At 48.6% G+C, this 12,678-nt stretch carries 16 protein-coding genes; 15 read left to right on the top strand and 1 reads right to left on the bottom strand.

What is annotated here, in order from left to right:
• The first annotated feature begins 159 nt into the window (after nt 1-159).
• Entirely contained in the window at nt 160-717 is a 558-nt protein-coding gene (gene efp / locus AB3N00_RS15930; protein ID WP_413035481.1) for an elongation factor P, read from the top strand.
• A gap of 190 nt (nt 718-907) precedes the next feature.
• Nucleotides 908-2,161, top strand: coding sequence for an aspartate kinase (locus AB3N00_RS15925; protein WP_413035480.1), 1,254 nt, complete (start codon nt 908-910; stop codon nt 2,159-2,161).
• Nucleotides 2,162-2,235: 74 nt separating this feature from the next.
• On the opposite strand, the gene AB3N00_RS15920 is transcribed toward AB3N00_RS15925, so the two are convergent.
• On the bottom strand, nt 2,236-2,985 hold the full coding sequence (locus AB3N00_RS15920) for a 2-phosphosulfolactate phosphatase (RefSeq protein ID WP_413035479.1): 750 nt from the start codon (nt 2,983-2,985) through the stop codon (nt 2,236-2,238).
• Between the two features lie 265 nt (nt 2,986-3,250).
• On the opposite strand from AB3N00_RS15920, the gene spoIIIAA reads away from it, so the two are divergent.
• From spoIIIAA to AB3N00_RS15855, 13 genes are all read left to right on the top strand, one after another.
• On the top strand, nt 3,251-4,255 hold the full coding sequence (spoIIIAA, locus tag AB3N00_RS15915; RefSeq protein ID WP_413035478.1) for a stage III sporulation protein AA: 1,005 nt from the start codon (nt 3,251-3,253) through the stop codon (nt 4,253-4,255).
• On the top strand, nt 4,248-4,766 hold the full coding sequence (spoIIIAB, locus tag AB3N00_RS15910) for a stage III sporulation protein SpoIIIAB (RefSeq protein WP_175395599.1): 519 nt from the start codon (nt 4,248-4,250) through the stop codon (nt 4,764-4,766). Before spoIIIAA ends, spoIIIAB begins: the two co-directional genes overlap by 8 nt.
• A gap of 29 nt (nt 4,767-4,795) precedes the next feature.
• On the top strand, nt 4,796-4,999 hold the full coding sequence (gene spoIIIAC / locus AB3N00_RS15905; protein ID WP_017687585.1) for a stage III sporulation protein AC: 204 nt from the start codon (nt 4,796-4,798) through the stop codon (nt 4,997-4,999).
• Between the two features lie 32 nt (nt 5,000-5,031).
• Nucleotides 5,032-5,421, top strand: a complete 390-nt coding sequence (spoIIIAD, locus tag AB3N00_RS15900) for a stage III sporulation protein AD (protein WP_413035477.1) — start codon at nt 5,032-5,034, stop codon at nt 5,419-5,421.
• Nucleotides 5,422-5,514: 93 nt separating this feature from the next.
• Nucleotides 5,515-6,633 (top strand): stage III sporulation protein AE, encoded by a 1,119-nt coding sequence (gene spoIIIAE, locus AB3N00_RS15895; RefSeq protein WP_413036051.1) that lies wholly within the window; start codon nt 5,515-5,517, stop codon nt 6,631-6,633.
• Nucleotides 6,634-6,662: 29 nt separating this feature from the next.
• A complete protein-coding gene (gene spoIIIAF / locus AB3N00_RS15890) occupies nt 6,663-7,529 on the top strand; it encodes a stage III sporulation protein AF (protein WP_413035476.1) in 867 nt (288 codons plus the stop codon).
• Between the two features lie 16 nt (nt 7,530-7,545).
• Entirely contained in the window at nt 7,546-8,184 is a 639-nt protein-coding gene (gene spoIIIAG / locus AB3N00_RS15885) for a stage III sporulation protein AG (protein WP_413035475.1), read from the top strand.
• Between the two features lie 67 nt (nt 8,185-8,251).
• On the top strand, nt 8,252-9,085 hold the full coding sequence (locus AB3N00_RS15880; protein WP_413035474.1) for a SpoIIIAH-like family protein: 834 nt from the start codon (nt 8,252-8,254) through the stop codon (nt 9,083-9,085).
• A gap of 138 nt (nt 9,086-9,223) precedes the next feature.
• Nucleotides 9,224-9,691 carry an acetyl-CoA carboxylase biotin carboxyl carrier protein gene (gene accB / locus AB3N00_RS15875; RefSeq protein WP_413035473.1) on the top strand — a complete coding sequence of 156 codons (468 nt, stop codon included), beginning with the start codon at nt 9,224-9,226 and terminating at the stop codon, nt 9,689-9,691.
• 56 nt (nt 9,692-9,747) lie between these two features.
• Nucleotides 9,748-11,091, top strand: coding sequence for an acetyl-CoA carboxylase biotin carboxylase subunit (accC, locus tag AB3N00_RS15870; protein WP_413035472.1), 1,344 nt, complete (start codon nt 9,748-9,750; stop codon nt 11,089-11,091).
• A 223-nt stretch (nt 11,092-11,314) separates the two neighbouring features.
• Nucleotides 11,315-11,725 (top strand): Asp23/Gls24 family envelope stress response protein, encoded by a 411-nt coding sequence (locus AB3N00_RS15865; RefSeq protein WP_024630996.1) that lies wholly within the window; start codon nt 11,315-11,317, stop codon nt 11,723-11,725.
• Between the two features lie 146 nt (nt 11,726-11,871).
• Nucleotides 11,872-12,411 carry an alkaline shock response membrane anchor protein AmaP gene (gene amaP, locus AB3N00_RS15860; RefSeq protein WP_413035471.1) on the top strand — a complete coding sequence of 180 codons (540 nt, stop codon included), beginning with the start codon at nt 11,872-11,874 and terminating at the stop codon, nt 12,409-12,411.
• Nucleotides 12,412-12,425: 14 nt separating this feature from the next.
• Complete coding sequence (locus tag AB3N00_RS15855) at nt 12,426-12,659, top strand: DUF2273 domain-containing protein (RefSeq protein WP_175395592.1); 234 nt, start codon at nt 12,426-12,428, stop codon at nt 12,657-12,659.
• Nucleotides 12,660-12,678 lie beyond the last annotated feature (19 nt).

Here is a 12,678-nt window from a genome sequence, read left to right as displayed (position 1 = left end):
TATAATCGGCAAAATGAGGAGACAACAGCGATCGGAAGAACGATCCGAACCCGTAACGGTCACGTAGCACATGGTCATCAATTCAGAAATGAACCCGCCTATAATTTAACCCATCGTCTTATATCGCCTACTTTTCAACCATATCAGGAGGGATTTTTCGTGATTTCAGTAAACGATTTTAAAACAGGCTTGACCGTACAAGTGGATGGAGACATCTTCACAGTACTTGACTTCCAACACGTTAAACCAGGTAAAGGCGCTGCCTTCGTACGTTCCAAATTGAAAAACCTGCGTAACGGTAACACCGTTGAGCGTACATTCCGTGCAGGTGAAACGATCGGACGTGCCATCATCGAAAACCGTGGCGTATCTTACCTGTATGCAAGTGGTGCAGAGCACACATTCATGGATAACGAAACATATGACCAGTTCACGCTGACAAGTGACCAACTGGAATGGGAATTGAACTTCCTGAAAGAAAACATGAACGTAAAAATCGTTAGCTACCAGGGTGAAATCCTCGGTATCGACCTGCCAACAAGCGTAGAGTTGAAAGTTATCGAGACTGAGCCAAGTGTTAAAGGTAATACAGCTCAAGGTGCTACCAAAAACGCTAAAGTGGAAACTGGCCTGAACGTACAAGTGCCATTGTTTATCAACGAAGGCGACGTGCTGTTGATCGATACACGTGAAGGTAAATACTCTTCCCGCGCGTAACTTTCACAGGGTGTAAGTTAAATACACAATGATTTCAACCCTTTGCCAACCATTTGGCAGAGGGTTTTTTCGAAAAAAGATTAGCCTATCGCACGCTTTCGTAATATACTGGGTTAAAGTCATTTTTCGGAGAGAATAATGGCGATGGACATAATTATGCATACTGCACAAGGTAGGGAGTGGATTTGCGTTGTCATTGTACGTCATGAAGTTTGGGGGCAGCTCGGTCGGAGATACGGAACGCATGAAGCGTGTAGCCGGACGTGTTGTAGAAAAAGCTGATGAAGGACATCAGTGTGTAGTTGTGGTTTCGGCGATGGGAGACACCACAGATGATCTGATTGACCAGGCGAAACTGTTGAATAGTGAACTGCCTGCACGCGAAATGGATATGCTGTTAACCACAGGAGAACAGATCTCGATTTCGTTATTATCCATGGCCATTCAGGCATTGGGCCGTAAAGCGATTTCGTTCACCGGATGGCAAGCGGGATTCCGTACCGAACCCGTACACGGAAAAGCTCGTATTAACGATATCCATCCGGAACGTGTGAATGAAGCGCTCGCTGAAGGAAATATTGTTATTGTTGCAGGCTTCCAGGGCATGACGGAAGATGGAGAGATTACAACCCTTGGTCGTGGTGGATCTGATACAACGGCTGTAGCACTGGCAGCAGCCATTAAGGCCGATGCGTGTGAGATCTATACGGATGTAGATGGAATCTATTCTACAGACCCGAGGATTGTAAAAGTGGCGCGCAAACTCAAGGAAATTTCCTATGACGAAATGTTGGAGCTTGCAAATCTCGGAGCTGCGGTACTGCATCCGCGTGCGGTGGAGTACGCGAAGCATTCCGGTGTACCTTTAATTGTAAGATCCAGCTTTAACCATAATGAAGGAACGGTTGTGAAGGAGGAAGCAGCAATGGAACAAGGCGTCGTGGTGAGCGGAATTGCCTATGACAAAAACGTGGCTCGTATCAGTATTTTGGGAGTTCCGGATGTACCGGGAGTTCTTGCCGAGGTATTTGGTGCGCTGGCATCTGAACAGATCGATGTCGACATTATCGTGCAAAGTGGTGTTATGGACGGTAAAGCAGATTTTTCATTCTCGGTTGCACTGTCTGATCGCGAGAACGCGCTGCGTGTCCTTGAAGGCCTCCACAGCCGTTTGCCATACCGTGAAGTCACGTCTGAAGAAAATCTGGTCAAAGTATCTATCGTTGGCGCAGGCATGGTCAGCCATCCGGGCGTTGCAGCTAAAATGTTCCAGGTGATCTCCTCTGAAGGCGTGAGCATCAAAATGGTTAGCACGTCCGAAATTAAGGTATCCTGTGTCATTGATGGTGATAAACTTCATGAGGTAATTAAGGCACTGCATACAGCGTACGATCTTGACACGGCAGAACAGGCCGTTGTTGGTGGTCCGCAAGTTCGCAGATAATCTGTCTGAATAGGAAATGAACTTTAAGGTGTTCTGCATCGCCACCAGGCGGCAGAACACCTTTTTTCTACGGATCACAGCAATTTGGACAGCTTCTCCCCTTCCATGCCCCGAAGCAATTCCATACGATAACCTTCTCTCATCTCCGGTACGCAGTCCAGCAAGTTTAATTGCGAACAGTAGGTGACATCATGCATCCTGCCCATTTTTTCAAGTCGCCTTGCGCCTGTGGATACCCGGACAAGATCCGGCAGCGTGTCTTCACATTGAGCAGCCGCCTGATGAAGCACCCTGCCCAGATCGTTTAGCCTGATCGGGAAAAGGGACTGCCGATACAGCTCTTCAATAATACATCCTGCACACAGGCCATCCTCCAGTGCGAATTCATCCTGATCCCCTGCGCATAACAATAGAACGTCTCTTCGGAGCAGACAGAGAGCAGCGGCGACAGCCTGCACGTTCAGAAACGAGCCCGCCAGCACATGTTTAGCCCTGGCAGCTTTGATCAAAGCGCGCGTCCCATCGGTTGTGGTCAGTATAACGGTTTTGCCTGCAATGTCCTGCGTCATATATTCATAGGGGGAATTGCCCGCCTCGAACCCAGCGATTTTTTTGTTGAAACGCTCCCCACCACGAATTGAATCCTTTACTGTCATCTGTTTGGCTTGAGGAACGGTCTCCACAGCGATGACAGCCGCGGCATCGTATGCCAGAGCTGTAACAATGGTACTTGTTGTACGCAGCACGTCAATCACTACGGCACTTCGACCTGCGATATCGATTCGTCGAACTTCATTCACATTTCCTACCACATCGACTTGCACTCCCCACAACTCCTCTCTTCATTTGGGGATAGGTGGTTCTGTCTTCCTTCCGGAATGGATTTCACCTGTCTGCAAGCACTATATGCACAATGATATAGACGGGTGCCTAGAAGAGGCATGGGTCTATGATTTTTGACTCTCACCCCTGTTCTGAAGAAATGCTAGATTTCAGCGTCATAAATTGAATGTACAGGCATAAACTTGAGATAGGAACAAGCACCAGATACGCGGCAAATATGATTTCAAGGGTTGGAGGGGCCTATTCATGAAGGTGAACTGGAAGGATCTCTTTCCGGAACCGATTCGAACCATTCTGGGAAGGATGCCGCCCGCTTTATTGGAGCAAGTGGAGGAAGTACGTATCCGTGAAGGAAGGCCGCTCGAGATCAATGCAGGGAACTCCTATCACTTCCTTACCCCACAGGGCAGCCCGACAGCTAAGCCTGAAGAAGCCTACATACCTTTAAAAGAGGTGACACACAGGCTTCTGGATCTGATCAGCAACCATTCGCTCTATACATTGGAAGAGGAGCTGCGCAAAGGATTCATCACGATTCCGGGAGGGCACCGAATTGGATTGGCTGGCAGAACCGTACTTAGCGGCGGCCGGGTGGAGTATCTGCGTGATATTAATGGTTTCAACGTCAGGGTTGCTCGGGAGGTACATGGAGTAGCCGATCGAATCCTGCCTCATCTTCTTGATATGAAGAGCGGACAGGTGTTCCATACCTTGATACTTTCACCTCCCCAGCAAGGGAAAACGACGCTGCTTCGCGATCTGGCCAGGCAGATTAGCAGTGGAACCAAACTTACAGGTGTGAGTGAGCTGGTTCAGGGGCTCAGACCCCGTCTCAAGGTTGGCATTGTGGATGAGCGATCCGAGATCGCCGGAAGTTATAAAGGTGTACCCGGCTTTGACATAGGTCCTCGAACGGACGTTATGGACGGTTGTCCAAAGGCCGAAGGCATGATGATGATGCTTCGTTCCATGTCTCCGGATGTGCTGATTGTGGACGAGATCGGTCGCCCGGAAGATGCTGAAGCCGTAATGGAAGCTCTTCATTCCGGTGTTTCGGTTATTGCAACCGCGCACGGCCGAGACCTCGCCGAGCTGTCATCCAGACCGGCTTTGCGTACCCTGATCGCCGCGCAGATGTTCCAGCGTTATGTTCAGCTGCAACGGACGAGCCAAGGCATGAGCTTCAGACTTGCAGATGGTAAAATGCGAGGTCTTCAGCATTCGGGGGCAGGAGGTGAGGCATTTGGTTAACATGCTCGGTGCCGTAATTATCCTGCTTGCCAGTACACTCGCCGGCTTCTACCGTGCGAAGCAGTATGCGCTCAGGCCTAAGCAGCTGCGAGAATTGATTGCAGCTCTGCAGCGATTGATGACTGAAATCAACTACGGACTAACCCCGCTTCCCGATGCGATGGGGAAAATGGGCGCACAAACCAGAGAACCCGTCAAAACGCTGTTTCTCCATGCAGCCAGACAGATGGAGCCTCCGCTGGGTCATACTGCACGAGAGAGTCTACAGTCCGGAATTGAACAAGCATGGGGAAAATCAGCCATGAAAGCGGATGAGAGGGAAGTTATGCTGCAATTAAGCTACAGTCTTGGCACCAGCGACCGTCAGGATCAGACCAAACACATTTCGCTAGCCATTCAACAACTTATGCATGAGGAATCCCGTGCTCAGGCCGACCAAATGAAATACGAACGGATGAGCCGAAGTCTCGGGATGCTTGTCGGAGCGTTAATCGTCATTCTGATCTTTTGAAATTGCCGGGATAGCGAGGTGCCAAGGTCATGAATTTAGAAGTGAACGCAATTTTCCAAATTGCGGGCATCGGAATCATCATCGCGATGATTCATACGGTGCTGAAACAAATGGGAAAGGAAGATATGGCGCACTGGGTGACCGTAATCGGATTTGTCGTTGTATTGTTCATGGTTGTTCGCATGCTGGACAGCCTGCTGCAAGAGATCAAATCGATATTTCTGTTTCAATGAAAACGGTCATGAAGCCGGGATGGTGGTGACCTGTGGAAATTATCCAAGTCGTGGGTCTGGCCCTGATAGCAACAGTTCTTATTCTCATCGTTAAAGAACAGAAGCCAATGTTTGCTTTTCTGATTGCAGCTGCTACGGGCATTGTCATTTTCATGCTGCTCATTGGCAAGATTGGCGCAGTGATTGAGGTGCTGAAGCGGCTGGCCGAAAAATCAGGTATGGAAAACATCTATTTGAAAACCGTACTGAAGATCATTGGCATAGCCTATATTGCCGAATTTGGTGCACAGATTGTCAGGGATGCCGGCCAGGAGAGCATTGCTTCCAAAATCGAGCTCGCCGGCAAGGTGCTGATCCTCGTACTCGCTATTCCGATCATCAGCATTATTATTGAAACCGTCATGAAGCTGATGCCGGTCTAGGAAGGAGGCGAGCGGAAGCGAATGAACATCTTGCAAGACAAGCCGCGATGGCCCCTTACAATCGTGCTGGTGCTGTGTTTTCTGTTTGCCATTATGGGACAGGTTGCAGCAAGCTCGCCTTCAGATGAATGGATGCAGCAGCAGGCTGACCAGCTCCCCAAGGATCAGGTGGAGAAATATTGGGACCAGCTCATGCAGCAATACGGAGGTTTTTTTCCAGACGGGAAGACTCCTTCTTTCATGGATATGCTTATTCCCGGTAATGAGGGATTTAGCCTGAAATCGGTGTTTGTTGCCATCGGGACCTTCATGCTGCATGAGATTTTATATAACGGCAAACTCTTGGTCACGATTGTGATGCTGAGTGTGCTGAGCATGATTTTAGAGACCTTGCAGACGGCATTTGAGAAAAACAATATTAGTAAAATCGCCTATTCCATTTGTTACATGGTCATTATCGTCATTGCAATTAATAGCTTCAGTGTGGCCATTGGATATGCCAAGGATGCCATCGAAGGCATGGTTAACTTCATGATGGCTATGGTGCCTTTGCTTTTCACGCTGCTGGCCTCCATGGGCAATGTCATCACCGTCTCTGTCACGCATCCGCTGATCATTTTCATGATCCATCTGGTCAGCACTTTGATTCACATCGTGGTGTTTCCGCTATTGTTCTTCTCGGCTGTACTGCACCTTGTCAGTTCGATATCAGACAAGTACAAGCTGACCCAGCTCGCTGATCTGCTGCGCAACATTAGCATTGCCTTGCTTGGCATTCTGCTGACCATGTTTCTGGGCGTTATTTCCGTGCAGGGTGCATCAAGCTCCGTTGCAGATGGTGTAAGCCTCAAAGCAGCCAAGTATATTGCAGGCAATTTTGTCCCGATTGTGGGAAGAACATTCGCGGATGCAACCGACACGGTCATTACCGCTTCAATGCTGGTTAAAAATGCCATTGGACTAACAGGTGTCATCATCATCTTGTTTTTATGCGCGTTTCCGGCACTTAAAATATTGACACTTGCCCTCATTTACAACATTACCGGAGCGATTATGCAGCCGCTCGGAGATACGCCGATCGTTGGGTGCCTGCAGGCTATCGGAAAATCAATGATCTATGTATTCGCAGCTTTGGCGGCCGTAGGCTTGATGTTTTTTCTGGCCATAACGATCCTGCTTACGGCGGGGAATCTGACAATCATGATGAGGTGAGCGGGTGACACAGGAAAGGAGCTGGAAGGATGGGGTGGCTGAGCAGCTGGCTCCGGGAATTGATCATGATCGTTCTGCTGGCAACATTTGTGGATATGCTGTTGCCCAACCGCTCCATGGAGCGTTACGTCAAGCTTGTGCTGAGCCTCCTTATCCTCCTCACGCTCCTGTCTCCCATCACCAAGCTGCTGCGGAGTGATCCGGTGGGTGAACTGAAGCGGGCCATGACAGCGATGGATTTGCCATCTGATGGGAATGTCACACTGGAACAGATTCTGGCACAAGGCAGGCAGTTGCAATCGAATGAGCAGGAACAATCGCTGCAGTGGACAGCACGAGAACTGGCGAATGTGATGAAGGGGCAGATCGAGGAAACGACGGGAGAGCGTGTTCAATCCGTTGAAGTCCAGTTGGTCATGTCAAACCTTCAAACCAGCACAGAAGCTTCTTCTGCGGCGGACCTGCCTGTGATTGAAAGAGTCATGGTGGAAATGGCCTCACCTGGAAGTATCAAGCAGAATGATTCTGAACAGCAAGATGAGGCGGTAAACTCCAGTCCGATGTTCGAGTCTGAAAATGGTACTGGACCTAATGCACCCTCAACCTCCCCGAAGCCAATCGAGATTGGACAGGTACAGGTGCCTGAAGTACAGATTGAGGTGGGAAAAGAGAGGGATAACCCAAATGCAGCGAATGAAGGTTCTCCCGATCAGGATGAAGCGAAGGGAGCAGAATCCGAGCCTGTTAACGGTACTTCCGGAGGCAGTCACCAAGAAGAGCAGAGTTCATCTCGCTCGGAGCGGGCCGTTCAAATTATTACACTGCTGACCGAAAAGTGGGATATCGATGCGACCAAGGTACAGGTAATGGAACAGAAAAACGCTGAGGCACTATAAACAAGGAGGGTATCCGATGAGGCAATGGCTAAAAAAGATTGAAGCCCTGCTCGGCGGAGGAGAAGGCGGAGCCAGGCGAAGCCAGACGTTCCGCTGGCTTATCATTCTGGGCTTGATCGGGGTAGGAATTATGCTGTTCAACTCGTTCGTCAATGTTAAAAAAATTGATTCCGAGAACATCGGCCGGGAACCTCCAGATCCGGTAGCATCCATGGCATCTTTACCAAGTGATACGGCAGATCAGAATCCATTTCAGGCCATAGAATTTGCATTTGAAGACAAGATCAAAGGTGTGCTTGAAAACATCGTTGGTGTAGGGACTGTGGATGTCATGGTCACCGTGGATTCAACCGAGGAACTGGTTGTACAACGCAATGTAAAAGATTCACAGCAACTTACTGAGGAGACCGATGCCAACGGGGGTAAACGGCACATGACCCAATACACCCGGGATGGCGAGATCATTACTTATGAAAGCTCAGGGGATCAGACACCGATTGTTACGAAAAAACTCAAACCACAGATCAGGGGGGTGCTCGTTGTTGCCAAAGGCGCCGAAAACAAGGTTGTAAAAGATCTGATTACAGATGCCGTAGAAAAAGGACTGAATGTCGCAGCTTACCGAATATCGGTTGTTCCGCGTAAACAGGACTAGTCAAGATCGATCATTTGCATGGCCCGATTATCATATGAATCAAGCTAATTTTGAGGAGGAAATTCTTATGAATAACAAACGCCAAACGGTATGGCTCGTTTCCATGCTGAGTCTGATGGTCATTTTATCCGCTTACTATCTGTTCACTGAGGATTCTGGTCCGGTTAATGCACCAGTTGCCGAGAGTCAGCAGGTGGATGGCATGAAGGAGGGGGAAGTGAAAGAGACAGCCGGCATCCTTGATCCTACAGAAGGTCTGGTTGTAAACGAAGTTGTTAATGGCGGCGAAGTAACAGGTACAGATGCTTCCGAGCAGCCAGCTTCCGAGCCGACTGAAGATCCAGCGGCCACAGAAGGGCAGGAAGCTGCTGAAACGGAGCAAGCTCCTGCATCTGAGCCGGGGGCTAGCGAGCCAGAAGCAAATCAAGAAACGGATAAAGGGACAACTACAGCGCCTGACGCTGCTGGCAGCGAAACAGAGGGAATTGCAACCAAAACGGATGAAGAAGTATTGAAAGAAATGGAAGAACAAAATACAGCAGCATCCGCCAGCAGCCAGTTCCAGAACTATCAATGGCAGCGTGAAGAGAGCAACAATCGCAAGTATGAGGAGCTTATGACGATCGCTGGCGATCTGAGCAAAACGCCAGAGGAAAATGCCAAAGCGACTGAAGAGCTCCGTACACTGGAGGAAAAAGAAGCCAAAATCAACGGCATTGAAGAAACGTTGTCCCAACAGTTTGCCAACGCGATCGTACAAGAAGATGCCGACAAGTATAAAGTGGTCGTGCTTAGTGATAAACTGGATGTAAAGCAGGCGGTCTCTATCGTGGATCTGGTCATGAAAGAGCTTGCCGTAACGCAAAACAAAATCAGCGTGCAGTACGTAACGGAACAGTAATCCAATCCATGGAGAAGTGCCCCGGGAGCTTGTTAAAGTCTCGGGCTCTTTCCATTTTTAATGATTATGATATAATACATAAAGCCATATGACCGTCCTAGTGAGACTGGCATGATGCCGAAGGAGTGAATAATGGAAATGTTTAAATTGAGTGAGATCAAAGAACTGATCAAACTGGTGGATGAAAGTTCCGTTCAGGAGTTGGAAATTGAAAATGAAGGATCACGTTTGTCGATCCGCAAACCGGGTAAAACCGAGTACGTTCAGGCAGCTGCGGTTCAACCGCAAGTGATTGCTGCTCCTCAGGTACAACAACCTGCTGCAGTGGCAACAGAAGCAGCTCCGCAAGTTGATACTACAAGCCATTTACATAAAATTGTATCTCCGATGGTGGGTACTTTTTACAGAGCTTCCTCACCGGAAGCGGGTCCTTTTGTAAGCGTTGGTGATAAAGTTGTTGATAAAACAACGGTATGTATCATTGAAGCGATGAAGCTGATGAACGAGCTTGATGCTGACATCAAGGGAGAAATCGTTGAAGTGCTGGTTGAGAACGGACAGCTGGTCGAATATGGACAGCCCCTGTTCCTGGTTAAACCGGAATAACGGTAAATCGCCGGAGAGCGGCAACCGCATGAGCTTCGAAGGAGGACAATAACGAAATGAAATTTCAAAAAATACTAATTGCGAACCGTGGCGAGATTGCGGTACGTATTATTCGTGCCTGTCGTGAGCTCGGTATTTCGACAGTAGCGGTCTATTCGGAAGCGGACAAGGACTCTCTGCATGTACGTCTTGCAGACGAGGCTTATTGTATTGGACCTACACTGTCCAAGGACAGCTATCTGAATTTCACAAACCTGATGAGTGTAGCGACATTGACGGAATGTGATGCAATACACCCTGGATATGGATTCCTTGCGGAGAATGCCGATTTTGCGGAAATTTGTGATTCCTGCAATATTACCTTTATCGGTCCTTCCCCTGAAGCGATAACCAAAATGGGTGACAAGGCTGTCGCCAAGCAAACGATGAAAGATGCAGGCGTTCCGGTCATTCCGGGATCTGACGGTCTCGTCGAAAGCATGGAAGAAGCGATTATGATTGGCCGAGATATCGGCTATCCTGTTATTATCAAAGCTACCGCAGGTGGCGGAGGTAAAGGGATCCGTATTGCCGAAGATGAAGAAGCGCTGATCAAACAGATTACGGCTGCCCAGCAGGAAGCACAAAAGGCTTTTGGCAATGGCGGAGTCTATCTCGAGAAATTCCTCACCGGCATGAAACACGTGGAAATTCAGATCATTGCGGACAAGCATGGGAATGCAGTGCATCTTGGCGAGCGTGATTGTTCTGTTCAACGCCGTCGTCAGAAGCTGGTGGAAGAAGCTCCTTGTCCTGTTATTAATGAAGAAGTACGAACACTGATGGGTGAGGCCGCAGTACGGGCAGCACTCGCTGTAAACTACTCGGGAGCAGGTACACTTGAATTTTTGCTCAGTCCTACGGGTGAGTTTTATTTCATGGAAATGAATACGCGTATTCAAGTGGAACATCCGGTTACGGAAATGGTTACAGGTGTGGATCTGATTCGTGAAATGATTTCGGTTGCTGAGGGTAATCCATTGTCATTCCGTCAGGAAGACGTTGTTATCAACGGCTGGTCGATCGAATGCCGTATCAATGCCGAAGATCCGGAACGCAATTTCATGCCTTCACCAGGTAAGATTGGTTTCTATCTTGCACCAGGTGGTCCAGGTGTGCGCGTGGATAGTGCAGCGTATCCGGGCTATACGATCTCTCCATTTTACGACTCCATGATTGCAAAATTGATTGTATGGGGTGCGAACAGGGAAGAGGCTATCGCCAAGATGAAACGTGCACTCGGTGAGTTCGCCATTGAAGGCATCTCCACTACGATTCCGTTCCATCAGAAATTGCTGGAACATCCAACGTTTATTCGGGGTGATTTTGATATTAAATTCCTCGAGGAAAACGAGATTTAACAGGCATATTGGGCTTGTTTGTCATAAACTAGCCCAAATGATATAGTATGTAATAATAAGAGCGCATGTCTCCTGCAAGGGATAAGCCCGCATATTTGTGGTGAAGTTTGCAGGAGTTCCGGTAAAACCGGACCGGCAGGGTGCCTAGAGGCCATCAAGCCCGTAGGACAGCGCCCTGACGGATGGCCGCAAACTTATTACGCGAAAGGTGTGTTGAACAGTTATGAGTACACTGCCGACAGAATTTGAACGAACGGATATCGGTGAAATCCAGATCGCACCTGAAGTTATCGAAGTGATCGCTGGACTGGCTACGGTTGAGGTAAAAGGAGTAGCTGGCATGAGCGGCGGTTTCGCTGGTGGATTTGCTGAATTGCTTGGCCGCAAAAACCTCTCCAAAGGCGTAAAAGTGGAAGTGGGTCAACGTGAGGCTGCAGTGGATGTATCGGTTATTATCGAGTATGGTTATCGTCTTCCACAAGTGGCAACTGAAATTCAACAAAATGTTAAACGTTCCATTGAGAATATGACTGGATTGAATGTGAACGAGGTTAATGTGCATATTCATGACGTTCAGTTCAAGAGCACCGAGAAAGTCGAAGAGATTGACCTGAACAGTCAGCGTGTAAAATAAAAGAAGACAGATTCCCCCGGCACGGCTGCCGGGGGTTATCCCGTCTTGGACAGGTCTTCATGGTGATCTTTTCCATGGGGGCTGTTGATTTTATGCATTGTACTGGTTAAGAGCAATGTTAGTGAGCAAGGGAGGCTGTGCAGTTCGTGGCGAAAATACTGGATCGGCTTCTGTTGTTTATATACAGCATAAGCGTTGGAGCAATATCGGCAGTTGTCATTCTACTCATTAGTGGAGTACTGCCTTACGAATTGAATTACCAGCAGGAACAGAACGTCATTGTTGCGGCCGTTGTTGCAGCTGCGATTTTGTTTATCCTGAGTTTGCGCTTTTTTTACATCTCGGTACGGCGTGGACGTGCTTCGTTGCCATCTGTAGATCAGCGTACGGAATACGGTGATGTGCAGATCTCAATGGAGACGATTGAAAATCTCTGTCTGAAAGCGACTTCCCGCTTCCGGGGAGTACGTGATGTCAAGGCACGTATTCGTGTGGTTGAATCGGGATTGGAGATCATGATCCGTGCAGTGGTGGATGGCGAGACGCCCATTCCAACGCTGACATCGGATTTGCAAAAGGCGATACATGATCATGTACATGAGATTACGGGAATTCCGGTGTCTTTTGTTACCGTGTATATTGCCAATGTTACCCAGTCGCCTAACTACAAGAGTCGAGTGGAATGAGGTGAGTTTCACTGATGCTGTGGAGAGAGATTTGGGATAGTCACAGAGGCCGGATAACCGGAATTGTGGGCGGCATCTTTTTTGGATTTCTTTATTTGTTTACCGGGTTTTGGGATATGTTGTTCTTTGCACTCTTGGTGTTCATCGGTTATACGTTAGGCAGACGAAGCGATTCGAAGCTGGGCTCTTTCATTCCCTGGAGGGAATGGGGACAATGGCTTGGGGAGCGCTGGCGTCCGTTTAAGTGAGCCACCTGAACCCTGCAAT

This window comes from Paenibacillus xylanilyticus (genome assembly GCF_047246825.1).
Lineage (GTDB): Bacteria > Bacillota > Bacilli > Paenibacillales > Paenibacillaceae > Paenibacillus > Paenibacillus xylanilyticus_B.
This window is presented reverse-complemented; position numbering and strand designations above follow the sequence as displayed.